We start from the raw sequence: 24,640 nt of genomic DNA on the forward strand, positions 1-24,640 counted from the left end.
AAAAAAAGAGCTGCCGCATCATGCAGACAGCTCTTTTCCATTATAGTGGCTTAACGGCGCGAAGATTCCTTTTAAAGCCACTTTTCAAACTGAATTCTTTTGTTCATTCCATAAATGATTGGCGCTCCAATCAAAAGGACAACGAACTCACCGACAGCTGTAGTCATCCAGCTTAGCCAGAATGGCAAGCCAAAGGCAAGGTTCAGTTCAATTGCAATTAAAAACATTGTGAACGTGAAAAAGATAATCGTAGCGACCATACGTCCTTTAATGCCTTTTATGAAACGAGAAACATAAATGACAAGCAATAAGGCGAGCAGGGATTGGCCCACCCCAAAAATCAAATCATATGGCACCATCGGCGAAAAGAGCAGATTCGATATGAAGACTCCTCCAACGATACCGTAGATATACTTTTTATTGAATACAATCAGATGATTCAACATTTCCGGTACACGGAATTGGAACATCTCAAAAGCTATTGGTTTAAACACCAATGAGACCGCCACATACAAGGCAGCCAATAACCCGTTTATCACGAGTGTACGAACATTCATTTTACTCTCTCCCTAGTTTTTTATCGTGGGATGGTTACGAACCACGTGCAGGCGTTTACCCGATGATTAATAGTATCCCACGTAAGCTTGTTTCGTCAATTTGTAAAGAATGGTTTTAATTTATAGGTTTCCAATCAGATGAAGCAGCACAATTGTATTTTGAATTATTGCAATGAAGGATGATATTATTTCAATATGTACATAAAAAGGAGTGAATATTAATATGTCGATCGAAAGTGTCAAAAGCCATTTTAAACAATGGAATCGGGAAGGTGACGTAAAAGAGTTCGAAACATCTAGTGCCACGGTGATTGAGGCAGCGGAAACCATCGGTGTTATCCCAGCGCGGATTGCCAAGACCCTTTCCTTTAAAGGGGAAGGTGAACACGCGATTTTGGTCGTTGCCACAGGGGACGCGAAAGTGGATAATAAGAAATTTCGTCAGACGTTCGGTTTCAAGGCACGAATGCTTTCACCTGATGAAGTGCTTGCACAGACCGGCCATGCAATCGGAGGCGTTTGCCCGTTTGGCCTGGCAAACGATTTAGCTGTTTTTCTTGATGTATCGATGAAGCGCTTCGAGTCATTGTTTCCGGCTTGCGGCAGTTCAAACTCTGCAATAGAACTTACACTCGCTGAATTATTTGAATATTCAGGTGCCAAGGATTGGGTGGATGTTTGTAAGGGGTGGGAAGAAAAGGAGAATGTGGAAACGGCGGCAGGAAATGCAGTTGATGGCATTTGATGAATGGGATGGAGTCCACTAAGTGAACTTTATTTGGGGCCGCATTCATTTCTATTATTAAAGCGGAAAACGGGCAGAAAGTGTTCCTGATCGGAGGTTGAAAGATGTTAAATGGAAGCGAAAGAAAAAGTAATAGCAGCTATCTGAGTCTTAAAACTCTTTATGAAGAAAATATAACGGTTAAGAGCATTGCCCAGGAGCTTGAGTTTTGCCATAAAAACGATCTGGCGCTGGATATCCAGAAAGCAATGAAAAAAAAGAATTTTGATATATTGGCAGTCCAAGATCAAGGGGAAATCATCGGATATATCGAAAGGCAAGAACTAGGTGAGGGAAGTATTTCTGAATATATGAGAAACTTCTCACCAAGGGAAATGGTTTCGAATTCAACCCCTTTGATCCAGCTTCTCCATATTTTTAAGAATAAGACAAGGGTGTTCGTATTAGAGAATAATTCAATTAAAATGTTGATTACCCATGCCGACCTCCAAAAGCCTCCGATCAGGATGCTGATATTCGGATATATTACCTTATTGGAAATGAGGATGAGCGATATCATCCTGGATAGATTCGGCGATGGCAGCTGGTATCCAATGATCAGCGAAGACCGTTTAGAAAAGGCAACCGAATTATATAAAAGGAGAATCGATAAAAATGAGGATATCAATATAATAGAGTGCCTGCAAATCAGTGATAAATTCGATATTATACATAAAGATAAAGAATTGAGGCACTTCTTCCAAATCCCTTCGAAAAGTAAAGGGAAGAAGGATGCGAATGCCATCCGAAAATTACGGGATAAGATTTCCCATGCTAATGAACTGGGTCTGGACATGTCATGGATGGAAATCATCGAGGTTGTCGAGTCCTGCGGCCGAATGCTCGAAATCTCTGAATCCTATCCTTATGAAAAATAAGATCTGGCTAATCATGCTGGTTCTTTTTTTTGCGCATCCAGATAGAAAAAAACTGCCCGTATCAGGCAGTCTCCCGAAAAATTCAAAACTCCGGCAGTTGATCCAGGTTATTTTCTTTTATCCCATCGGGCTCACTCCGTAATATGTCACGTCCATATTTATGAAAGACGTCAACGTTGGCCAGGTTGCCAGCTTTGGCTTCCGCAAGGGCTGAGGGGTAGTCGAGTTCGCGGCCGGAGTTCGTCTTGATGGCGATAATATTGTCCTCTTCATTTTTCCTTACGGCGATGATTTCTTCTTTTCCTGCTGCTGAATCACTTTGGTTTGCTTGCGGTGTTCCCTGCTGTTTATATGACTCATAGGCTTCTTCAAATTTGTCCATGTTTTAGGCACCTCCTATTTATAGGGTGAACCATTTTTCCTGCAATATACAAACCGGATTTCGTCCAACTTGAGCCGTTAATTCGTCCAAATGGGCCGATCTTTCGGCACTTTTTTTTGTGAATGCTGTCGTCTTGGCCTTTTTGCAGTGGCATGGCACTTGCATCTTGTATAAGTAGTAGCAAGAAATAATATCCACTAGATTAAGGGAGGAATAGTAATCATGAATGTAAAACAAGGGGCAAGCACTGTAAATGCAAAACAACAGGTCAAGACAATGAAAGCGGCGGTCGTCAATGAATTTAACCAAAAACTTGAGATTAAGGAAGTACCGATTCCGGAATTGGAATATGGTGAGATATTAGTGAAAATTAAAGCCTGTGGCGTGTGTCATACCGATTTACATGCTGCACATGGTGATTGGCCGGTAAAACCCAAGCTTCCGCTTATCCCGGGACATGAGGGTGTGGGCATTATAGAAAAGGTGGCGGAAGGCGTAACTTCCTTGAAAGTGGGTGACCGTGTTGGGATCCCTTGGCTTTATTCGGCCTGCGGCGATTGTGAATATTGTCTGACCGGTAGGGAAACGCTTTGCCTGGATCAATTGAATGCAGGCTATTCCGTGGACGGCGGGTATGCGGAATATTGTAAAGCACCAGCCAAGTATGTGGTGAAGGTTCCTGAAGGGCTTGACTTTGCGGAGGTATCACCGATTTTCTGTGCAGGTGTAACGACTTATAAGGCGCTTAAGGTATCAGAAGCAAAACCTGGCGATTGGGTAGCGATTTATGGAATTGGCGGATTGGGACATGTTGCCCTGCAATACGCAAAAGCGATGGGCTTTAATGTCATTGCTGTCGATATTCAAGATGATAAGCTTGATCTGGCAACGGAACTGGGGGCGGATTACACGGTTAATGGGCTTAAGACCGATCCTGTACAGGCCATTAAGGATAAGGTTGGCGGCGTGCAGGCATCCATTTCTGTGGCGGTTACGAAAAAAGCATTCGAACAGGCTTACAGTTCAGTCAAGAGGGGCGGCACACTTGTCGTAGTCGGATTGCCGAATGATGAACTTCCAATCCCGATTTTTGATACAGTGTTAAATGGGGTGACTGTAAAAGGGTCTATCGTCGGGACGAGAAAAGATTTACAGGAAGCTGTTCAATTTGCGGCTGAGGGTAAAGTCAGAACGAATATTGAAACAAGAAAGCTTGATGAAATCAATGACGTGTTTTCAATGATGGAAAACGGAGAAATCAACGGCCGCATCGTATTGACGCTAGAATAGGAAAAGAGGAGGAAGCCCTGGAACGGGGCATCCTCCTTTTTATTATGTCTGGCTCTTTTCATTTAATATATAGCGCAATTTCCTTATGGATATTTGCAAGCGTTTGGCAGCTTCATTCCGGTTGCCGTAGGTTTTTTGCAGTGCCTGCATGACGAGCTCCTTTCCAATTGTTGATTGAAGCTGTTTGATTTCCGTAAGGATTTCTTCAAGCATCAGTTCATCCTTCTCATTAAAATCAGCCACCAGCCTTTTTCGCCACTCTTCAAGAAGGTTTTCTGTTGACTGTATCTCAGGTGACACATTTTTGTCAGGTGTGATCTGGCTGTTGGATAGTGAGATATCATTGGCGGTTATTACTGACTTATTGTCTGCAAGAGTTAGCGTGCGCAAGACCACATTAGATAGTTCGCGTATGTTGCCTGGCCAGTTGTATTGCTGTAATTTTTCAATGGCTTCATTGGAAAATGAGATATCTCCATGACCATTTCTCTCAACCAAGTGTCGGACAAGCAACGGAATATCCTCTTTTCGGCTCCTTAATGGCGGGATATCCAGAGTCACGACGTTCAGTCGGTAAAATAGGTCTTCCCGAAATTTATTCTTGTCCACTGCCTTTTGCAGGTTTTCATTGGAGGCCGCCACTAACCGGGCGTTCGTCCGTAATGTCACGCTGCTGCCAACCCGCATGAATTCCCGCGTTTCCAAAACCCGAAGCAATTTGACTTGAATGGCCGGACTTGCATCCGCAATTTCATCAAGGAAAAGCGTCCCGTTCCCAGCAATTTCGAAAAAACCCTTTCGCAGCTGGGTCGCTCCGGTGAAAGCGCCCTTTTCATGACCGAATAATTCGCTTTCAAGCAGGGATTCAGAGATCGCTCCGCAATTGATGCCGATAAAAGGTTCATGGTTTCGGGGGCTGGCTATGTGGATGAAGCGTGAAAGCACTTCTTTCCCGCTTCCGGTTTCTCCTTCGATTAATACATTGACGGATTTTTGGGCAACCTTGAAGGCCGTTTCAATCAAATTCTTCATTAAAGGACTTCCACCGACAATGAGTCCTGAATCCTCGGCAAGCTTCTGGATGAAATGCTGGTTCAAAGCTTCATTTTCATTCAATAGGTTGTCAATCTGCCTTTCCAGTACTTCAATATCCACGAAGGGTTTTTCCATGTAATCACTCGCGCCGAGTTTCATGGCATCAACAGCGGTCTTGACGGTGCTGTATCCGGTCATGATCAGTACCTTGCAACGCGGCTGAAGTTGTTTTAGATGCTGCAGGAGGGAAAGTCCATCGCAATCCGGAAGCTTCAAATCTATCATTGCGACATCAAAACGCTGCTGATTCCAGTCGATTTCATGAAACTCCTTCCCGCTATTCACAACTTGTACGAGGTAACCTTTCATCGTAAAAAGGCGGGATAGAAAAGTCCCAACCTCTTTCTCATCGTCTACCACAAGTAAATGAATCACCTTATCATCCCCTTTCCTCTCCTTGTATAGGAAGCCTCAGGAAAAAAGTGCTTCCATGTCCTGGTGTGCTCAAAACGTCAATCTTTCCGCCATGGTCTTTAGCGATGCCAAGGCTTACAGACAGCCCCAAACCTGTACCTTTTTCACGGTCTTTAGTCGTATGAAAGGGATGGAATATGAAGGGCAGGCGTTCTTTTTCAATCCCTGATCCGTTATCAGTCACCTGAACCACCATGAACTTGTTTTCTGAATAGGTAGCGATCGCGATCGATTTTTCCGTTTGCGCGGACTCATCCAATGCATCCTTGGCATTCAATAGCAAGTTGATGATGATCTGTTCGATCTGCGGCTGGCTGCCCTTTATGAAAGGAAGGTCTTCCTGAAGGCTAAGATGGAGGGAGATTTGCTTCTTCCCAAGTTGGAACTTCAATAGGTTCAGAACCTGGTGAATGGCCTCGTTAATAGAGTAATAGTGGAACCTATACTCATCCTGCCTAGAAAAGGTAAGCAGACTTTTCACGATTTGCCTGCATCGGTCCCCGCAAATCTTAATGTCGTCCAATAGCATATAATCCGGATTGTCCTGTGGGGTTTTCCGTAATAAAAGTTGCGAGTTACCAAGAATGGCCGTTAATGGGCTGTTCAACTCATGGGCAATCCCAGCTGCCATTTCACCAATCGCCCCAAGTTTACCGGCATGTAATAGCTGGACTTCCATCTGTCTTCTTTCGGTGACATTTTTATAATAAGCAATGACCCCATATACTTGATGCTCCTTATTCTGAATCGGGTAAGCATGCATTTCCAAGATGGTATCATGCTGAAGGAGTATTTCCTGAAACCCTGGCTTATTAAATGAAAAGGTATCTTGAATCAGATTTTGCGATTTTTCAATTAAAGGAACCAAGTTGGAAAAGCCCCTGGCTGAATCATTGGATTGATAGACCGTTCCTTTGTGATCGAAGACGATGATCATATCTTCAACTGCCTTGAATGTATCCTCCCACTCCTGTTTGGAATGAAGAACTTCCTTATAAAGCTGGGCATTCTCCAAAGTTAATGCAAGCTGATTGGATAGTTGCTCAAGAAATTCGAGTTCAGCTTCATGCCATGTATTCTTTTTCTTCCTGCCGAAAGTCCAAATTCCGATTTTTTTACTTTTTCCGTATAAAGGGACTAATAGAAGTGATTCGATCTCAAGGGATAATAGACGATCCTTTTCTGGAAAGTCCGGTAACTGGTTAACTTCCACCTGAATCGGCTGCTTTTCTTTCAAGGCCGATGAGAATTCCTGAAAAGGGTGTAACAGGTTTTTGGGATCCATTTCAAGATCGCAGTGACCATTAGGGCAGATGTGAAGCAGGGCAGGTTCTTCCTCATACAATATGACAAAATGACTGTCATCGAAGGTAATGAGCTGCTTAAGTTTTTCAATAACATTTCGGAGAATCTCTTGGATGTCGATTTCCATATTCATATTTTTTGTGATGTCATTCATGATTTCAAGCTGCATATTCTTCTTTTTCAGCTGATCCACGGTTTTCTTAAGTTCCGTGTAATACGTTTTTTTTGAAGATTTAACGCCTGTCATTAAATCTATCAATTCATGTTTGTTCATGATTTTCACCTCTTATAGGGCTGTAAGAAGCAGCTGATTAATCTGTTCTAATGACATATCACGGGGGTTTGTGATCATGCAGGCATCCTCAAGAGCGGTCATCCCTATGGGATCTATCATTTCTTTCGTAATGCCGACATCACTTAAACTCTTGGGAGCCCCTATATCCCGGGATAATTCCCTTACGAAGTGAATGGCAGCCATTCCTGCTTGCTGCTCCGTCAATGCCCGTGTATCGATGCCCATGATGTCTGCAATCTCGCTGAATCGCCTTGGTGAGGCAATTCGATTGAAATCCATGACATGGGGAAGGAGTATCGCATTGATTTCACCATGCGGAAGGAGGTACTTGCCGCCTATGGCATGTGAAATGGCATGGGCAGCTCCCAAAATGGCATTGGAAAAAGCCAGTCCAGCCTGGAGGCTCGCCATCGCCATCGCTTTTTTTGCTTCCTCATTATGCCTGGATGCAACAGAGGGGCGTAAGTGGCGGGAAACGATGGAAAGCGCGTTTTTAGCTTGTACATCGGTCAAAGGTGTCGCAGCGATTGAAACATAGGATTCAATGGCGTGGGTTAAAACATCCATTCCGGTAGCTGCGGTCAAATCCGGTCCCAAGGTGGTTAAGGTACCAGGATCGACTATTGCAATATCGGGGACGAGTGATTTTGAAATGATCGTCATTTTTTTCTCGCGGAATGAATCGACGATCACCGAAAACTGGGATACTTCCGAACCTGAACCTGCAGTGGTCATGATCATCACCATGGGTGGGAGGGGAGAGTGGACTTTATCAACACCTTCATAATCACTGATGATGCCGCCATTCGTTACTAAAAGGGCTACCCCTTTGGCAACATCCAAAGCACTGCCTCCGCCCAAGCCGATGATGGCATCACATTCTTGTTCTTTAAATGTCAAACAGCCAGCTTCAATCTCCCTGTCCTTCGGATTGGTCGTCATTTCAATGAAGGTAGCAAAAGCAAGGCCTGCATCTTGGCAGGATTCAATGACTTTATCCAACCAGCCAGCATTGGCTACCCCGGAGTCGCTTACGATCAGCGCCTTTTTGGCACCCAGCCGCAAGCAGGCCTCGCCAGCTTGTTCAATCGAACCTTTACCGAAAATCACTTCCGGCATCACGAATTTAGTTATCGACATCTTTGCGCCTTCTCCCTGTAAAAATTCAATATCTTCTGTATTATTTTCCCGAAAAAGTGCGAAAATCCTGTTTGGATTACAGGTATTTTTATATAATATGACAAAATATCGAATGGATAAGGTCTTTTGATGCGGGTCAAATAGCTTGGTAATTTCTTGTATTTGTAATTTCAGTACTTTAGACATGTATGAATAGGGATAAACCTACCTAGTTAGTATTTTCTATATATTGTAAAATCATGGTAGAAACTATTAAACTGGGAGGCAATCTATGAAAAAACAATTTCTGTCGTTAACATTAATCACAGCATTGACACTCGGGACAGCCGGGACAACCACCGCTTTAGCAGCGCCGCATTCATCGGCGGTGATATCTGAGCCATCCACGGACAAGCAAGTCATTAAAAGAATCGATGTCGATAAAATCTACAAGAATATTGAATACCTCTCACAAACACCTCGGGTGGCCGGTACGGATTCTGAGTATAAAGCCGTCCAATTCATCAAAAAGCAATTCCAATCTTATGGCTATAAAGCCGATATCGAAGAGTTCAGTTTTTTATCTTATACAGACCCAAATCTGGTCGAGCTATCCGTTGCCGGATTTGATGGGGAAATCCAAGCGAATCATTTAACCTACTCAGTTAATGGGGACCTGTCCGGTGAAGTGGTATATGCCGGTTTAGGAACAAAAGAAGAGCTTGAGCAAACCGATGTTGCAGGGAAGATTGCCCTTATACAAAGAGGGAGCCTCACTTTTGCAGAGAAAGTATTGAATGCAGCGGAAAAAGGGGCAACGGGCGTCATCCTATTCAATAATGCAGATGGGGAATTAAACGGGACACTCGGAGAGGATAATGACAAGTTTATTCCATCCGTCACGATCACCAAAAAGGATGGAGAAGCCCTTTTGGAAAAATTTAATGATGGAGTCAAATTGACAGCATCATTAAAAATTGAAGGTGCCCATTCCGGAGAAAAAACCTCTTATAATGTAGTGGCAACGAAAAAAGCAACAAAGAACAATAAAGCAAAAAAGAGCGATATCATTTATATTACCGGACATCATGATTCCGTCGCGGGGGCACCCGGAGCGAATGATGATGCATCTGGAACATCCGTCACCCTCGAACTTGCCCGTGTTCTGAAGAATCTTCCTACAGATACGGAAATTCGCTTCGTCACCTTTGGGGCAGAGGAAAATGGATTGTTGGGTTCGCAGCATTATGTGGACAATCTCCCTGATGATGATATCAAGCGGACCATTGCCAATTTCAATCTCGATATGGTAGGAAGCAAGGATGCCGGAGATTTGGTCATTTTGACTAATGATGGAGAAACGAACCTTGTAACCGATCTGGCCCAGTCATCAAGTACAAGACTGAATGGTGAGCCGACTCCATATGGACAAGGCGGCAGAAGTGACCATGTGTCATTTGCTGAGGCTGGAATACCCGCTGCTTTATTCATCCACAGTCCATCAGAACCTTGGTATCATACTCCTGATGATAACATTGATAAAATCTCAAAAGAAAAGCTTCAAGATGTTGCTGAAATTGTCGGCACAGCTGTCTATGACCAAGCAAAAATTGAAGCTAAAAAACCTGATTTCAATCATAAAAAAGGGAAAAAGGTGAAAGTTCCGTATTTATTTGGCGAAAAGGAATTCAAATAATGCAGTAAATATTCAGAGGGTGCAGCCTGCACCCTTTCTTTATGTTTAAAAATGGAAATGCGAGGGTGAAAAGTCTAATTTGGAATTGGAGCGTGCGGGCTGAATTTCCTAATTCCGTAGCATAAATAGCTTATTTATCCCTATTTAACTCTAAGACTATAATCCTTATAATAAAAATTATGAAAAATATGACAGTCTACATAATGAGAATAGTATGTTTGAGGTGATTTTTTAGGTGTATGCAAATTCATTGAGTGAAATTCACTCTGCCCTCTCCAGTAAAACTTCCGATGTGAATGAAAAAATCAATCGTTTGGAGCAGGCAAAAAGACAAATCAAAGAAGAACAGAATGCTTGTCTTGGGGAAATAGCCAAAATTAAAAACCCGGACTTGGCAAAAAGCTGGACGGGAAACCGGGCAGAAGACTTTCAAGATGCCCGCAGTGATGCATACAAGGCAATGTCAACGATCATTCATGATGATTATGATGACTATCAAGAGAAAATCGACGGTAAAATCATGATGCTTAATATAGAGAAAAAGGCTCTGAGTGCAGCAGGTACGATAGCACATGAAGCGGATGTTCTTTTAGGCAAAGGAGAAGCCGTCATAGATCAATTGGAAAGCAAAATATCATATTTAAAAGGGTGGTTGTTTTAATGACGACAATCAAACTGAATCATCCTGCCGTAACGAAGCAAGTCGATCAAGTGAAGACGGCACTTGGTACAGTCACGCTTGGAAATTTGCCGGCAGGCGAGCTTGGCAACAATAAATTGGAATTCACCTCGAAATGGATCGATCGCGAAACGAACCTGGAGAAGGTCTTCGAGCAATATATCAAAATCGTCCAGAAAAATGTGGAAGATACCCGTGCCAACATTGACTTATTAAAAGAACAGGATGAAGCCATCGCCCATACGTCTTCACATGGGTATCAGCGATGAAGATATATGAAGCCGAGACATTGACGGCCGCAACCAAGTCGCGCGCCAAGCAATATGAAGAACTAAAGAAGGAAGTCACAGCCCTGAAAAAGGAATTTCAGGGCATCGTCGGCCTGGATAACGAGTTCCAGGGAGCCGGTGCTACCGCCATCAAAAGCTTCTATGAAGCACAAATCGAGGTGGCGGACGCCTGGATGGAACTATTCACGACCCAGATCAGTTTTTTGGAAGGCATACCGGCCAGTCTGGAAGAAGCGGACCTCTCCGGAAATACGGTGGTCGAGGTCCCCTTTTTAGATGGCGAAGTCTCAAACGGCATCAACCAAGCGAAGTCGCTTGTTGATCAACAAGCGAACGATCTTCAAAGGATCCTGAGCAGCATTGACGATATCCTGACTCTTGATATGTTCGACCAAAAGGACTTTAATGAAAAAATCACGCTGGCCGGGCACAGGCTGGATGACACCGTGACAAAGGTCGAGAATGTCGACCGGCAATTGGTCGAGGAATATGATGTGTCCATCGGGCAGGAAAACGTGGCCGTTGGCCTCTTCCGTGCCTTGCTTGATGCCACCAAGCAGGACGGAAACATTTCACCGATGACATTCAACCAATCGGCATTCAAGAGCAGTGACGTCTATCAAGTAAAGGATGAAGTCGCCGGTCAGATGAAAGACTATCAAACCTTCAAACAGGAACAAGCAGAAGCCCGGAAAATCGAACAGGAAATGGAAGAACTCGAAAATCGTCCATGGTACGAAAAAGCCTGGGATACGACAAAAACCTTTACAGGGGAATTCACGGGATATTATGATTCAATCAGGGCCTCAACCGGAGTCGATCTAGTAACGGGCCGTAAGCTGTCCGATGCCGAACGAATCGCCGCCGGCGCCATGGCCGCCGCTGGATTCATCCCCGTCGTTGGCTGGGCCGGACGGGCCATCAAAGGCGGCAGCGCCATCTACAAAACGGCGAAAGGGCTCAATGCAGCGGACCACGCGCTCGATGCCTATAAAACGACAAAAGGCTTTAGCCTCCTCCAGAAAACCGAATACGGAATATATGGACTCCTCGCAGCCAACGGCCTCGGTGAAGCGGCCACAGGCAAAGACATGTTCGGCAACCAGCTAACCGAGGAACAGCGCCAGAACGGGCTGTTAATGGCACTTGGCATCGGCGGTGTGGCAGGTGCGGCTAAGTATGTGGATCATTTACAGGCTAAGAATGCACTCTATCAAACTACTGACTTATTAAAGGGAAATAAAGTAGTAAGAAAATATGCTAAGGAAATAGCGAAACATCCAAATCCTAAACCTGTTGAAGACGTATTAAAGTATGTAATTAAGAAACAAAATTCCATAGGAACTAAGGTAATGCTCGATGGAGAAGTTGTTGAAAAAGTTTTAAAGGAAGTTAAGCCGAATATCACGATAAGAGAACTGGAAAATTTAAAATGGAGTGTAATAGAGGAAGCTACTTTAAAAAATAAGTCCATTCTTAAAGCTTCACAGAGAGCAAGGTTATGGCAAGGTTCTCATCCTTACTTTGGTATAGATACATATGAGGATATTATTTTGAAAAAAGGCACAATCTTATTTGCTGGATATCCAAGACCAACTGGTTATTGTTTTACAAAAGAGGTTTTAGACAGTGTAGACGGGGATTCAAAAAAATTATTTCAAGGTGTTCAAGTTAATCCTAGAGAATTTGATGATGGAACGGGAGATTATAAATTTCAGGTCATTAAATTCGAATTAATGGATGATTTACCATCAGCTAGAGGTATGACAGATGCGAATCCTCAATTAGGATCAGGCGGTTTAGAGCAAATATTCACACCGGATTTTGAAGATTTACTTAGGGAAGGAAAAGTAAACCCTATACTGGACGATGTAACTAAACAAAAATTAAAAGAAAATGGAATAGAATTTAATCCAACATTGTTACAACAAAAAGATGAAAGTGGTAAGTACATATACGAAACTATCAGTAAGACTTTTGTAGAGATAGCAGAGGATCCAAATGTTATCAAATTGAAAAATTTTAAATTAACTGAAGAAGAATTGTTAAAGATCAAACAAGCTGTGAAATTATTAGAAGAAAGTGGAGGGGGGATTAAGTGATGAGTAATCTTAAAAAGGGAGAGTTAGAAATAGATGGTGTTTTTATTTTTCCTAACTGTAAATTAGTTGATATAAAAACAAAAGAATCTTCAAGTAAGTTTAAAGCTATAACCCTCGATAGTCATAATGAATCTTTAAGGTTTTTAAAAGCACCTAAATTAGGTAGTAAATATTTTAATGTCCGATTATCATTTAAAAATAATTTAATATGGGGGATTGATCTGAAAGTAAATGATCCGTCCATTAACCAATGGGACTATGAAGAAAAACTATCTCAGCATGGAGAATGGCTTACAGAGCAAATTGGTTATCCTGAGGGAATATTGTCTGAAAATGTATTTGAATGGGGTAAGATAACCCAATGGTATGATCCGCGGTCCAGTGATGCAGGAATCAGCATACTATATTTCCAAAGGTAAAATGACACGAAGTGAATATGAAAATAAGATAAAAGAGTTAGGAATAGATTTACAAGAACGTAATATCGTTATTGGAAGAAAAACTAATGTACCATTATCAACAGGTTGTTACTTTGAAGATGGAAATTGGATATTGTATGATGTGGATGAAAGACAAGATTTTTCAATTATAGAAAAGGGTAATGAGGATCGAATTTTCAAATTTTTATATATGATAACGATGGGAAAATAGGAAAATAGAATTATAGGTGGTAATCATATTTATTTGAATACCAGACTACTCATCCAAAAGCACCAAAACCATTGCAAGCCTTGGTAATATAGTTAAGATTATCGAAAATGAAAACCGTACTTTGCTAGAATAAAAGGAAACCTTGAGTGGCTAAAGCCATTCAAGGTTTTTTTATAAAAGGAAAAAAACCTAAAGTGATTTTGTAGTATAGGTATTAGTGTATATAAAACCAAAGTGTTACCTTAATCAATCCGTAGTGCATTGAATTAAGCAAGGATTACTGAAGGCTGACGAAATAGTACTTAAATAAAAAGTAGGTGTAAAGAATGACAGGCAGAAGAATGGTAGACAGATGGGAAGACGATAACAAGATTTTTATGAGTTTAGCCATTAAGAAAAGATTATTACCGAGTATGTATGGCAGTATTATCGGAGACATGCTGGGTGTTCCTGTTGAATTTAAAAAAAGAGGGACTTTCACTATTAATGATATATCGGGATATGGAACCTATAATCAGCCGCCAGGCACTTGGTCGGATGATACTTCGTTAACTTTATGTTTAATTGAAAACTTAATTGAAAAAGGCGATTCAGCGGAGCTCATGCAAAAATTCGTTCAGTATATGGAATCTGGCTATTGGACACCACATCATGAAATGTTCGATATTGGCAGAACGACCAGTGAAGCCATAATTAAGTTTAAAAATGGAGCCCCAGCGCCAGAATGTGGCGGAAATGCCATGTTTGATAATGGAAATGGGGCGTTGATGAGGGTCGCTCCAGTAGCGTTTATCCTTATTAATAACTTTAATTTCATTGAAAAAATCCAAACCATTAAAAAGTATACGGAAGTAACACATGCACATCCGCGTTCTGTGGTAGGTTCCATTATTTATGTCGAGTTTTTACTTAGACTTTATTATAATAATTCTCCTGAAGATGCAATAAGACAAACAAAAAAACTTTTTGATGAGAATTTTGATAAAGGTCATATATACCAAAAAGAGCTGCAATCCTATTCAAGGATTTTTGAGGAAGATTTCTTTTCATTACCACAAGAAGAAATTCAGTCAGATGGTTATGTCGTTCATACGTTGGAAGCAGCCATTTGGTGCTTAGGAAATTCAAATTCGTTTAGCGATGCCGTTTTAACAGCAGTGAATCTAGGGGATGATACGGATACAGTAGGTGCCATTACAGGGACAATGGCAGGTATGTACTATAAAATGGACGACATTCCTAAAGAATGGCTTGAGAAAATCATCAGAAAAGAAGATATTGATGAATTAATCAACCAATTCCATAGTTTTTGTGCAGATAAAGCCATTAAAGAAAAGTATGGGGCTTGATGTAAATCCCCAATAAAAAAAACTCCTATAAAATTATAGGAGTTTTTTGTGTACAGGGTCCGGTTTATGCGATGTTAAACGGAAAGCAAGCAGTTTGAATTGGGGGATGGAAAATTAAATAATGGAGTGGGAAAATGCTAAGAAAAGGTGAGTATACGATCTATAATGGTAAAGAGTATAGATTCATAGAATCTGAAAGCAAAGGCTTTATAGTACTAATAAGCAATAATAAGGAAGACATGAATTATGGATTTATCCATTATAAAGATAATATTTATACTAAAGTTATTTCCTTAAATGAAGTAGAAAAGCTATTTTTAATTCATTCTTTTGCAAAATATAAAGGAGAGTTGTTTGGAGCTTCTAATGGCGAGAATGGAAAAATTCTTCTAGCAACTCCTCATTTAAAACTCGCCGAAAAGTATGGATTTGGACGTACAGATAAATATCTTTATTCTAAAAATGTAAATTTAGATGAAGTTGAAATAATAGAAGAACGAAAACCGTTTTCGTTAGATTAGATTATATATAAATCAATAAAACATATAGAGAAAAAAGAGGCTCCTAGTGTTACTAAACAATTTCAAATTAACTAAAGCTGAACATATTGAAGCGTTAGGAAATGTTGATTTATTTTTGAGATGGGGATTCGATAATGAATAACTTGAATAATGGAATATTGACAATAGAGGGAATTGAAGTAAAACAAGATACAAATTTGGATTTTTTGGAGAAGTCTTTTGTAACAAATCCTAATTTTGAGGTTAGGAAAAGCCAGTCTGATGAAGCAGCAACAGTTGGATCTTTAAGGCCTATACAATTGGGAAGCAAAAAGTTTTCTATTAGAATTTCTTTCGAAAAACATAATACAAGGAATATGCTTAAAAGTTAGTGATCCATCCATTAACCAATGGGACTATGAAGAAAAACTTTCGCAGCATGGCGAATGGCTTACAGAGCAAATTGGGTATCCAGAAGGTATATTGTCTGAAAATGTATTTGAATGGGGTAAGATTATGCAATGGTATGATCCAAGGTCATGTGATGCAGGAATCAGCATACTATATTTTCAAAAATAAAAAGAAAAAGGTATATATCCGAATCGTGTAAGAAGATAACTCGGATTATATATTTCTTGAGGTTAAGTATATAAAAGAAAATGTACATAATTAGACGGGAAGGGAATTAATTTGAAAAGTTTGAAGTTGAAGAAATTATTAATTAAAGATAATGTTACAAAAAATCTATATAGCCTTCCTTAATGATGGACTACCTAATGAGGTACTTTGCTTAAATAAAAGAGATAATATTTTGGAAGTCTATTATAGTGAACGTGGGTTGAAATCAAATTTAAAGAAATTTGATACAGAAGATGATGCATGTGAATATTTTTATAAAACAGTTTTGGAACTTCTGAATTAATATTCATTCTTCAATACAAGTGACATTATAAAATATTAAATAAGATCAAGTTAGACGAGGTGAAGCTAAAGGTGAAATATGCCATATATAATCATAAGGATTACCTCTTAAATATCCGTAACGACAGGTTAAGACTAAGAACCCATGAACCTGAACAAGGATTTCGTGAATTTTTTGATCAAACAGGGAATAAGACAAATCTATTTATCAAGGATGTGACTAAAGAAGAAGTTGATTTAGTTTATGAATTAAAGTTTTTGGTAGCTTACAAAGGTAAAGAGTTTGAGCCATATTCATTAGGCAGGCATATCTTGGATGAAAATGAGATTTCGTTATTTAGTATGGATAGTAATGATGTAGACTGCTATGAATTCGAAAAGCAAGAGCAATTTGTTTTTAAAAAGGACGTGCCTCTTAACGACATAGAATCGATTATTGAGGTGAAAAAACCACTATTAATATTTGAAGATTTACCTGAAAGTAGGAAGGTTATACCTAGGGGAGAAGTTAGAGCCTATATAATGAAGTTGAATAGTATATGAATGAAATGGAATTTTATTTTTATGATAAATACTTACCTGAAAAATGGAGGAACCTATGATAAGAAAAGGAAAGTATGCAACACATAATGGTAGCGAGTATAGTTTTAGTCTACTGGAAGATAAGTCTATAAGGTTAATAAGTAATAAGCATGCTGATCTATCTCAAGGTTTCAAACATTTAGATGAAAATATCTATATAAAAAATGTTTCTGTAGAAGAGGTAGATTTATTTAAGATAAATTCAAAGGCAATATATAAGGGAGAGGTGTTTCCAGCATCTGAAGAAAGAAGAACTGGAAAAGTATTGTTGGATACAACAAACACTGAACTTGCTAAAAAGATGGGGTTTCAACGAACAGATAAATATATGTACTCCAAATCTGTGGAATGGGATGAAGTGGAGATAATCGAGGAGAGGAAACCCTATACATTAGATTAATTTCCTGATTTAAAGTGCCTACATAAAGTAAAAGCGATTATTTCTTCAAAAAGTGGGTATTAAGAATTAAGCGGTCTTTCATTTAATATCTAGCACTAAGTTTTCTTTATGTTGAATAAGGAGAATTTGGTGGGAGGTGATTAAATGAGGAAAGCCTATGGTATAAAAAGTTTGATGATTTACCTTGAGTCGGTAAATTATCCAATTAGAGAAGAGGAAATCAAAGATCTAATATTGAATAAAAAGATCCCCCATCTCAGACCCATCGATAATTTGCTGATTTTTAATTTAGATCATATTGATGGCTGGCTTAGTGATCAGCAATCCACCCTTAGTTAATTGAAGCCTTGCTTTAAGTGGAGCTTTGATTTATATGTGTACCTGTAATCTAAGTCTATTGATAAAAAGGAAAAGCTAGCCGAGGTGTTTCATGAAAACCTTGGCTGGCTTTTTGTTTATCTCTTCATTTTCAGAAAAACGAATCAGTCCCGGTTGATTTGGTAACAACAGTATACTGCCGTTATGCCTGGATTATAATAGCTTAAGCAAAGCCTGTGCACCTGTTAGGATAAGCCCTATTATAAATCCACAGACCGCTCCGTTCACACGAATCCATTGTAAATCTTTTCCTACACCATTTTCCATCATATCAATCAGTGTTTCGTTGTCTAGCTTATCTAAATTTTCTTGTACAAGATTGCCGATCTGAGTGTGATTATTTTCAATGAGAACAGTAATTTGTTTCTGTATCCATTGATCGATGTGTGTGCTATTTTCTTTTATTTTGTCCAGTACGTGATGAATCATTGGAGTCAGATAAGTATCCATGAAATGTTCTTCTTCGACGAAATCCAATGCTTCTTGTTGAATTTGTTTTAGGCTTCCCTTTATTGTCGCCTCAGGCTCCCATTTTGTCAGAAGTTGTTTTTTCCATTTTTCAACTCCTTCTAACAGTTCCCGGTTATGGTTAATGCCTTGTATCTCTTTCCTGATATATAAGATTAAAGCCTCTCTATTTGGTTCTTTCTCGTTTTGTAAATTATTTACGACACTTAATAGCAGGTTTTGGATTATATTCCCAAGTTTCTCTTCGTTAAGTAGACTTTGAATGGACTTAACGGCGAACTGAAGCATACCTTCCAGTTCAATCTTGCTGAGTACATCCATGGAAACAGTGCCAAGTCGGTGACTGGTTTCTTTTTTTCCTAACCAATCTTCAGCTTTTTTCAAAACATGATCCAAAGCCTTCTTATCAAACTCTTCGTTAAGTAACTCCGAACTTACTAAATGTAGAATCTTGCTCATGTCTATGCTGGAAAGTGATACTTTAATTTTTTTTGCAACGAAAGGCGTAATCTTTTCTATATCTATATAACCAATCATTTGCTTGATCAGTTTAATCAGGACTTTTCTAAAAGTATCACTTTGAATCTCTTTTCCTAAAATAGGGATCAATTTTTCAGTAAAAGGAATATGTTTTACTTTGTCCTGAATGCTTTCTTTAGAAAGCCAGTCGTTTTTTAACATCGAAACAAGTGCATTTGTCATTCTTTTACGATTGTTGGGCAAAAGCGCTGTATGGGGGATTGGTAATCCAAGCGGATGGCGGAATAATGCAGTGACTGCAAACCAATCTGCCAATCCGCCGACTAAACCAGCCTCAAACCCTCCATGTAATAAATCTAAAGGCAATGTACCTTGAAATGGAGTGGTTGCAATATAACCCGCCCCCATGATAATTAGTGAATATCTAGCTATTTTTCTTGAAGATTTTATTTTTGGTGACATTATATTCCCTCATCCTTAAAATGATAGTCAATTACTATAACCCGAATCATTAGCAAATTTTATAACTTACTTTCATCTAGTAGTATAGCAGGTAGTACAAAAAAATAACCACAACAAGGCAGTAAGTTCATTATTTTTGGGCATTGAATATTGTCATTTCCCTTGAATGTTCAATATTCTGATGATAAATGCACAAAAAAAGCCGATTCACTCAATCGGCTTTTTTTATTCATTTACTGAAAAGCATTTTTTTTGTTCATCTCCAACATATTATGATGCGTCTGTTTTTATCGAATAATTTTTATCGGTGCCTACATTTTTTTTATCTTTCATGAGACTGAAGATATAGGCCAGAACGGAACCTGATATGTTATGCCAAACACTGAAAATGGCACTTGGAACAGCGGCCAAAGGCGAGAAGTGGGCTGTTGCTATGGCTACACCTAAACCAGAGTTCTGCATACCGACCTCCATTGCAACAGCTTTCTGTTTAGCTAAATCCATCCCGCATAAACGAGCAAAGAAGAAGCCGAGTAAAAAACCAAGAACATTATGAAGAACGACTACTGCAAAAATCAGCAAACCTGTTTTAGCCAGCTGATCTTGGCTGCCAGCTACTACGGCAGATACGATCAGAACGATGGAAATGACAGATACTAGAGGTAAAGCCTTTGCACCGGCCTCTGCCTGTTTGCCGAAAAACTTTTTAACAAGAAATCCCAGTATCAGTGGGATAATCACCACTTGAATGATAGAAATGAATAATGACCCAATACTGATATTGACCCATTTACTTGCCAAGAGCAGAATAAGCAGGGGCGTTACGATAGGCGCTAGAATAGTGGAAACAGAAGCAATGGCAACTGCAAGCGCAACATTTCCTCTCGCAAGAAACACCATGACATTCGAAGCCGTTCCACTAGGGCAACATCCTACCAAAATAACACCAACAGCGACTTCTTTGGGCAAATCGAAGCCTATTGCTAATCCGAATGCCAATAAGGGCATAATGATAAAATGACCTGCTACCCCTAGTGCGACCTCTTTCGGCCGTCGGAATACTTCTTTAAAATCCGCTGCTGATAATGTAAGTCCCATGCCAAACATGACAATTCCTAGTAATGGAACAATATAGTCTCCAATCCATATAAACTGATTAGGTAAGATATACGCAATAACTGCAAATAAAATGACCCATAAGGTAAACGTTTTACCAGCAAATCCGCTGATTTTCTCTACTACTCCCATAGTGACCTCCTAGATGTTTTAAAATAAAACAATTATAATTTATATTCAGAATATTTAAAACCATTTTGAACAATAAAAATATCACTAGGGCTGAACTAGTGTGAATATGACGATTCACTAAAAAGCGGACAGGGTTTTTAGATTCTGTCCGCTTTTGACTTTATTTTTATTAAAAAATAAGAGGGTGCTGTATATTAGCGGCAAACTAGTTTATAAGGAACCGGAAATTGAATTATTATTTGTTGTTTTACAGGTTTAATTATTGCTATTGTATGTTTAGCCAGGGCTATAAAAGAAGTGGAGATGTGGTTTCTTTGATACATATATTAATTGCGGATGATGATCGGCATATTCGGGAGTTGCTTAAATTTCACTTGGAAAAGGAAGGGTACATGGTATCGGAAGCTAAGGACGGTAATGAAGCTTCCTTGTTACTGGAGAAGGAACGGATCCATCTGGCTGTTGTCGATATAATGATGCCGTATAAAAACGGACTGGATCTTTGTAAGGAAATCCGGGATCAATATGATTTGCCCGTCATTTTATTGACAGCAAAAGATCAACTTATCGATAAGGAAAAGGGGTACTTTGCGGGTACGGATGATTACCTCGTGAAGCCGTTTGAGCCAAGGGAACTTCTATTTCGGATAAAAGCGCTATTGCGAAGATACCGTATGGTGAATTCTGAATCCATTTCATTGAACCAAACGGTGATTGACCGTAAAAGTTACGAAGTGCGAATAAAGGGGAATACGCTGCTCCTGCCGCTTAAGGAATTTGAGCTGCTGGCCCAGCTGGGGAGTTTTCCTGATCAGGTCTTCACGCGTGAGCAGCTTATTGAACTGGTTTGGGGTGCTGATTTTGCAGGGGATGATCGAACGGTTGATGTCCATATTAAACGGTTGAGGGAACGTTTTGCCGGCCGGACAGATGACTTTGTCATAACGACTGTCCGTGGCTTAGGTTATAAACTGGAGGTCAACAAGAAGTGAAAACACTTTATTTCAGGATAGTTATTCAAACCATTTTGATCATGGTGCTTGCCAGTGTCATCGCTTTTTTAATTTCCAATGTTTATTATCATCAGGTTCAAAAACCCAACAATGGTGAGAAGATAAGCAAAGTCGCAAATGAGATCGTCTCTTTATATGAGGAGAATCCTGATCAGGATATTGATGCGTATTTAAATCATATTGCAGGATTGCACTATCAAATGTATCTATTTAATGAGCAGGGTGAAGGAACTTTATATGGTGAGCCGTTTCGGGAAACGAATTTGGACCGCGACACGATTTCCGGGGTTTTGAATGGGAATACCTATCAAGGTATCGCCAATTATAATAATGGGTTATTTATTACGGGGTTTTTTGAAGATGTATTAATTAATAGCGTTGGGGTCCCGATGACCGTGAATGGCGAAAAGCATGCATTGTTTGTAAGGCCAAATATAGAGCTGCAGTTTGGCGAATTTCGCTTTTTCCTTGCAGTTTTGCTCGTACTGACGCTCCTTCTTAGTTTTTTATTTGTGATCATTAATACGCGTTTCATCGTTAAGCCGATTACGAAATTAACGGAGGCTACAAAAAGAATCGCCGATGGGGATTATAGTAGTGAATTGAATGTCTCCCGAAGCGATGAAATAGGGGACTTGGCACAGCATTTCTCGAAAATGACACATAGTATACAGCGGTTGGATGATATGAGGCAGGAGTTCGTATCGAATGTATCTCATGAAATTCAATCTCCGCTTGCATCCATCCAAGGTTTTTCCCAAACCCTTCAATCGGAGGAATTAACAAAGGAACAAAGAAATCAGTACTTGTCCATCATTGAAAAAGAAAGCAGGCGCATGTCGTCGTTAAGCAAACAGCTGCTCATGCTTGCTTCGTTGGATAAAGTAGATGATCCGCTGCAACGGTCAAATTTCGATTTAGCGCAGCAAATCCGGCAGGTGTTGTTCATGCTGGAATGGAATTGGCGGGAAAAGGATATGGTGATCGAAATGGATTTGCCGTCCACTGTCATTTCTGCAGATGAAAAGCTTTTAAACCAAGTTTGGACGAATTTGATAACCAATAGCATTAAATACTCGGAAAGCGGCAGTTCGATCGATATTCGGATTAAAAGAATAGACAGTACTGTTGAAGTGATGATCGCGGATACGGGCATCGGAATTCCAGAAGAAGACCTTCCTTATATCCTTGATCGCTTCTATAAAGTCGACAAAGTGAGGAACCGGAGTGAAACCGGAAGCGGATTAGGACTTTCGATTACGAAGAAGACGGTTGAACTTCATGGGGGAACGATCGAAGTTCAAAGCGAACTTGGTAAAGGGACCACCTTTTATATACGGCTGCCCCTTATGTAATCAGTTGTTCATCTTCCATTCATATTGATTGTTTACAATCGGGTCATACCGATCAAACAGGACTTGATCGGTAAACAAAAGTAATGGGAGATGAAATGATGTTTTTGGCAATACGTGAACTAAAGCATTCCAAATTACGTTATCTGCTGATTGGACTGATCATGATATTGGTTGCTTTGCTTGTCTTTATCATTTCAGGATTAGCTAATGGACTTTCTTCAGATAATGCCTCATCCATACAAAACATGAAGGCTGACTATTTCGTTATGGAGCATGACTCTAAAAATAAATTGAATCGATCGATCATATCGATGGAAAAGCTGGATGAAGTCCGGGCTATATCGGATGTTAAAGCAGCCGAAGGACTTGGGCAAATGATGATCACATTGAATAAAATCGGCTCTTCGGAGAAAACGGATGCCACTATTTTTGCGACCGATGCCAGTGGGATTTTAGCACCGAAGGTCATAGAAGGAAAGAGCTATGACAATAAGGAACAAGGTGAAGTCATTGCAGATCGTTCTTTAAAAGAAGCCGGTTATAAATTGGGTGATTCACTCAAAGATGACCTATCAGGTAAGGTTTTCACCATTGTTGGTTTTACTGAAAAGCAGTCTTATAGCCATACACCGGTAGTTTACATGAATGTTAAGGGGTGGCAGGAGATTAATCCTGGATTGAGAAATCACGGAAAAGACTCAATCAGCACAATAGCCGTGCAAATGGATTCGAAGGCAGAAGTGAATGTACGTGAATCATTGCCTGAAGGTGTAACGCTCATTTCGAAAGAAGAATCACTTCAGAGTATACCAGGCTACAAAGAGGAACAGGGGACGTTGAAGATGATGATTGCCTTCTTGTTTGTCATCGCAGCTTTCGTTTTGGCCGTATTCTTTTATGTGATTACTTTGCAGAAGACGAATCAATTTGGAGTCCTTAAAGCACTCGGGGCCAATACGGGCTACCTGGCAAAAAGCATCGTTGGTCAAGTAATGCTGCTTGCCGTGACATGCATAGCCATCAGTGTTGCCCTGACATACGGCGTCACTTTAATCATGCCAGAAGGAATGCCATTTGAATTGAGTGCCGATTTGGTCATTAAATATTCCGTATTACTTTTGGCTGTATCCGTATTGGGTTCGCTGCTATCACTATACCGAGTAGCGAAGATAGATGCGATCGAAGCAATAGGGAGGGTATCATGATGGGGGATAAACTATTATTTGAAAACGTCAGTAAGGTTTATGGGGAAGGCGATAATAAGGTGAAAGCCCTTGATGATATTTCCCTGAATGTAAGAGCGGGGGAATTCGTCGCCATCGTCGGTCCTTCAGGTTCAGGAAAAAGTACTTTTCTTTCGATAGCAGGTGCGTTACTATCCCCGAGCAAAGGCCGCTTACTGCTGAATGGTGAGGATATTACAACACTATCCCCAAAAGAATTGACTCGGGTGCGCCTTGAAAAGATCGGGTTTGTATTCCAATCGTCGAATCTTGTGCCATATCTCTCCGTACGAGATCAGCTTCTGCTGCTTTCTGAATTGATCGGCAAGCGAGATAAAACAACTGTGAAAAAAGCGGACGAATTGCTTAGCCACCTTGGACTTGGACATCGGACAGATCACCTGCCAGAAGCACTGTCGGGCGGTGAGCGGCAGCGTGTAGCAATCGCCCGTTCGCTGATGAATGATCCAGAAATCATTTTAGCGGATGAACCAACCGCAAGTCTTGATTCCAAAAGAGGCAGGGATGTTGTTGAAATGCTTGCACATGAGGTGAAATCAAGAAATAAAGCGGCCATCATGGTAACGCATGATGAAAGAATGTTGGATTTATGTGATCGAGTGGTCAATATTACGGATGGCAAGGTATTTGGATGAAGTTATACGTAAAAAGTCCGCCGCCTCTCCAAAGGAATTAGGAGTGGCGGCGGACTGAATTGCTTGAA

The 24,640-nt window shown here is 40.3% G+C and carries 26 protein-coding genes and 1 riboswitch; of the genes, 19 read left to right on the top strand and 7 right to left on the bottom strand.

Annotated elements, in window-relative coordinates; all coding sequences use genetic code 11:
- Nucleotides 1-71: 71 nt before the first annotated feature.
- Nucleotides 72-557, bottom strand: coding sequence for a QueT transporter family protein (locus NYE65_RS15085; protein WP_034306030.1), 486 nt, complete (start codon nt 555-557; stop codon nt 72-74).
- 6 nt (nt 558-563) lie between these two features.
- A riboswitch (PreQ1 riboswitch) is annotated at nt 564-608 on the bottom strand.
- A 172-nt stretch (nt 609-780) separates the two neighbouring features.
- On the opposite strand from NYE65_RS15085, the gene NYE65_RS15090 reads away from it, so the two are divergent.
- Nucleotides 781-1,302 carry a YbaK/EbsC family protein gene (locus NYE65_RS15090; protein ID WP_340861166.1) on the top strand — a complete coding sequence of 174 codons (522 nt, stop codon included), beginning with the start codon at nt 781-783 and terminating at the stop codon, nt 1,300-1,302.
- A gap of 104 nt (nt 1,303-1,406) precedes the next feature.
- A complete protein-coding gene (locus NYE65_RS15095) occupies nt 1,407-2,219 on the top strand; it encodes a hypothetical protein (RefSeq protein ID WP_340861167.1) in 813 nt (270 codons plus the stop codon).
- An 82-nt stretch (nt 2,220-2,301) separates the two neighbouring features.
- Here NYE65_RS15095 and NYE65_RS15100 read toward each other — a convergent pair whose 3' ends face one another.
- Complete coding sequence (locus tag NYE65_RS15100) at nt 2,302-2,601, bottom strand: DUF3892 domain-containing protein (RefSeq protein ID WP_063577502.1); 300 nt, start codon at nt 2,599-2,601, stop codon at nt 2,302-2,304.
- 276 nt (nt 2,602-2,877) lie between these two features.
- Between NYE65_RS15100 and adhP the strand changes: the two genes are divergently transcribed.
- Nucleotides 2,878-3,891: an alcohol dehydrogenase AdhP gene (gene adhP / locus NYE65_RS15105; RefSeq protein ID WP_034306567.1), complete on the top strand. Its 1,014-nt coding sequence runs from the start codon at nt 2,878-2,880 to the stop codon at nt 3,889-3,891.
- Nucleotides 3,892-3,933: 42 nt separating this feature from the next.
- On the opposite strand, the gene NYE65_RS15110 is transcribed toward adhP, so the two are convergent.
- The 3 genes from NYE65_RS15110 to NYE65_RS15120 are packed head-to-tail and all read right to left on the bottom strand — an operon-like array spanning nt 3,934 to nt 8,140.
- Complete coding sequence (locus NYE65_RS15110) at nt 3,934-5,361, bottom strand: sigma-54-dependent transcriptional regulator (protein WP_340861168.1); 1,428 nt, start codon at nt 5,359-5,361, stop codon at nt 3,934-3,936.
- 4 nt (nt 5,362-5,365) lie between these two features.
- Nucleotides 5,366-6,979, bottom strand: a complete 1,614-nt coding sequence (locus tag NYE65_RS15115) for a GAF domain-containing sensor histidine kinase (protein WP_340861169.1) — start codon at nt 6,977-6,979, stop codon at nt 5,366-5,368.
- A 12-nt stretch (nt 6,980-6,991) separates the two neighbouring features.
- Nucleotides 6,992-8,140 carry an iron-containing alcohol dehydrogenase gene (locus NYE65_RS15120; RefSeq protein WP_328110119.1) on the bottom strand — a complete coding sequence of 383 codons (1,149 nt, stop codon included), beginning with the start codon at nt 8,138-8,140 and terminating at the stop codon, nt 6,992-6,994.
- 271 nt (nt 8,141-8,411) lie between these two features.
- On the opposite strand from NYE65_RS15120, the gene NYE65_RS15125 reads away from it, so the two are divergent.
- The 12 genes from NYE65_RS15125 to NYE65_RS15180 all read left to right on the top strand — a co-directional run bounded on the left by NYE65_RS15125 (nt 8,412) and on the right by NYE65_RS15180 (nt 17,628).
- Complete coding sequence (locus NYE65_RS15125; protein WP_340861170.1) at nt 8,412-9,815, top strand: M28 family peptidase; 1,404 nt, start codon at nt 8,412-8,414, stop codon at nt 9,813-9,815.
- A gap of 235 nt (nt 9,816-10,050) precedes the next feature.
- Nucleotides 10,051-10,476, top strand: coding sequence for a YwqH-like family protein (locus NYE65_RS15130; RefSeq protein WP_063577498.1), 426 nt, complete (start codon nt 10,051-10,053; stop codon nt 10,474-10,476).
- Entirely contained in the window at nt 10,476-10,763 is a 288-nt protein-coding gene (locus NYE65_RS15135) for a YwqI/YxiC family protein (protein ID WP_034306007.1), read from the top strand. The genes NYE65_RS15130 and NYE65_RS15135 overlap by 1 nt, the downstream gene beginning before the upstream one ends.
- Nucleotides 10,760-12,886 (top strand): ribonuclease YeeF family protein, encoded by a 2,127-nt coding sequence (locus NYE65_RS15140; protein ID WP_340861171.1) that lies wholly within the window; start codon nt 10,760-10,762, stop codon nt 12,884-12,886. Before NYE65_RS15135 ends, NYE65_RS15140 begins: the two co-directional genes overlap by 4 nt.
- Nucleotides 12,886-13,305, top strand: a complete 420-nt coding sequence (locus NYE65_RS15145) for a hypothetical protein (protein ID WP_057278525.1) — start codon at nt 12,886-12,888, stop codon at nt 13,303-13,305. Before NYE65_RS15140 ends, NYE65_RS15145 begins: the two co-directional genes overlap by 1 nt.
- The gene (locus NYE65_RS15150; protein ID WP_328150884.1) at nt 13,271-13,537 is read left to right on the top strand and encodes a hypothetical protein; all 267 of its coding nucleotides are present in this window, start codon (nt 13,271-13,273) and stop codon (nt 13,535-13,537) included. The genes NYE65_RS15145 and NYE65_RS15150 overlap by 35 nt, the downstream gene beginning before the upstream one ends.
- Nucleotides 13,538-13,863: 326 nt before the next feature.
- Nucleotides 13,864-14,886 carry an ADP-ribosylglycohydrolase family protein gene (locus NYE65_RS15155; protein WP_264640157.1) on the top strand — a complete coding sequence of 341 codons (1,023 nt, stop codon included), beginning with the start codon at nt 13,864-13,866 and terminating at the stop codon, nt 14,884-14,886.
- 134 nt (nt 14,887-15,020) lie between these two features.
- Nucleotides 15,021-15,407, top strand: coding sequence for a hypothetical protein (locus tag NYE65_RS15160; protein ID WP_340861172.1), 387 nt, complete (start codon nt 15,021-15,023; stop codon nt 15,405-15,407).
- A gap of 134 nt (nt 15,408-15,541) precedes the next feature.
- Entirely contained in the window at nt 15,542-15,778 is a 237-nt protein-coding gene (locus tag NYE65_RS15165; RefSeq protein ID WP_328176717.1) for a hypothetical protein, read from the top strand.
- A 601-nt stretch (nt 15,779-16,379) separates the two neighbouring features.
- Nucleotides 16,380-16,850, top strand: a complete 471-nt coding sequence (locus tag NYE65_RS15170) for a hypothetical protein (RefSeq protein ID WP_328176716.1) — start codon at nt 16,380-16,382, stop codon at nt 16,848-16,850.
- A 55-nt stretch (nt 16,851-16,905) separates the two neighbouring features.
- Complete coding sequence (locus NYE65_RS15175; RefSeq protein ID WP_328176715.1) at nt 16,906-17,289, top strand: hypothetical protein; 384 nt, start codon at nt 16,906-16,908, stop codon at nt 17,287-17,289.
- 144 nt (nt 17,290-17,433) lie between these two features.
- Nucleotides 17,434-17,628 (top strand): hypothetical protein, encoded by a 195-nt coding sequence (locus NYE65_RS15180; protein ID WP_340861173.1) that lies wholly within the window; start codon nt 17,434-17,436, stop codon nt 17,626-17,628.
- Nucleotides 17,629-17,820: 192 nt separating this feature from the next.
- Here the strand turns inward: NYE65_RS15180 and NYE65_RS15185 are convergent, their stop codons facing one another.
- Complete coding sequence (locus tag NYE65_RS15185) at nt 17,821-19,077, bottom strand: DUF445 domain-containing protein (protein ID WP_340861174.1); 1,257 nt, start codon at nt 19,075-19,077, stop codon at nt 17,821-17,823.
- 270 nt (nt 19,078-19,347) lie between these two features.
- Complete coding sequence (locus NYE65_RS15190; protein ID WP_340861175.1) at nt 19,348-20,325, bottom strand: bile acid:sodium symporter family protein; 978 nt, start codon at nt 20,323-20,325, stop codon at nt 19,348-19,350.
- A gap of 314 nt (nt 20,326-20,639) precedes the next feature.
- Here NYE65_RS15190 and NYE65_RS15195 point away from each other — a divergent pair, with 314 nt between their 5' ends.
- From NYE65_RS15195 to NYE65_RS15210, 4 genes are all read left to right on the top strand, one after another.
- The gene (locus tag NYE65_RS15195; protein WP_053533625.1) at nt 20,640-21,317 is read left to right on the top strand and encodes a response regulator transcription factor; all 678 of its coding nucleotides are present in this window, start codon (nt 20,640-20,642) and stop codon (nt 21,315-21,317) included.
- On the top strand, nt 21,314-22,693 hold the full coding sequence (locus NYE65_RS15200) for a sensor histidine kinase (RefSeq protein WP_328176712.1): 1,380 nt from the start codon (nt 21,314-21,316) through the stop codon (nt 22,691-22,693). The genes NYE65_RS15195 and NYE65_RS15200 overlap by 4 nt, the downstream gene beginning before the upstream one ends.
- A gap of 98 nt (nt 22,694-22,791) precedes the next feature.
- Nucleotides 22,792-23,898: an ABC transporter permease gene (locus NYE65_RS15205; protein ID WP_340861176.1), complete on the top strand. Its 1,107-nt coding sequence runs from the start codon at nt 22,792-22,794 to the stop codon at nt 23,896-23,898.
- A complete protein-coding gene (locus NYE65_RS15210) occupies nt 23,895-24,572 on the top strand; it encodes an ABC transporter ATP-binding protein (RefSeq protein ID WP_057278537.1) in 678 nt (225 codons plus the stop codon). The genes NYE65_RS15205 and NYE65_RS15210 overlap by 4 nt, the downstream gene beginning before the upstream one ends.
- Nucleotides 24,573-24,640: the final 68 nt, after the last annotated feature.

The sequence above is a fragment of the Peribacillus sp. FSL R5-0717 genome (assembly GCF_038002945.1).
Classification (GTDB): domain Bacteria; phylum Bacillota; class Bacilli; order Bacillales; family DSM-1321; genus Peribacillus; species Peribacillus frigoritolerans.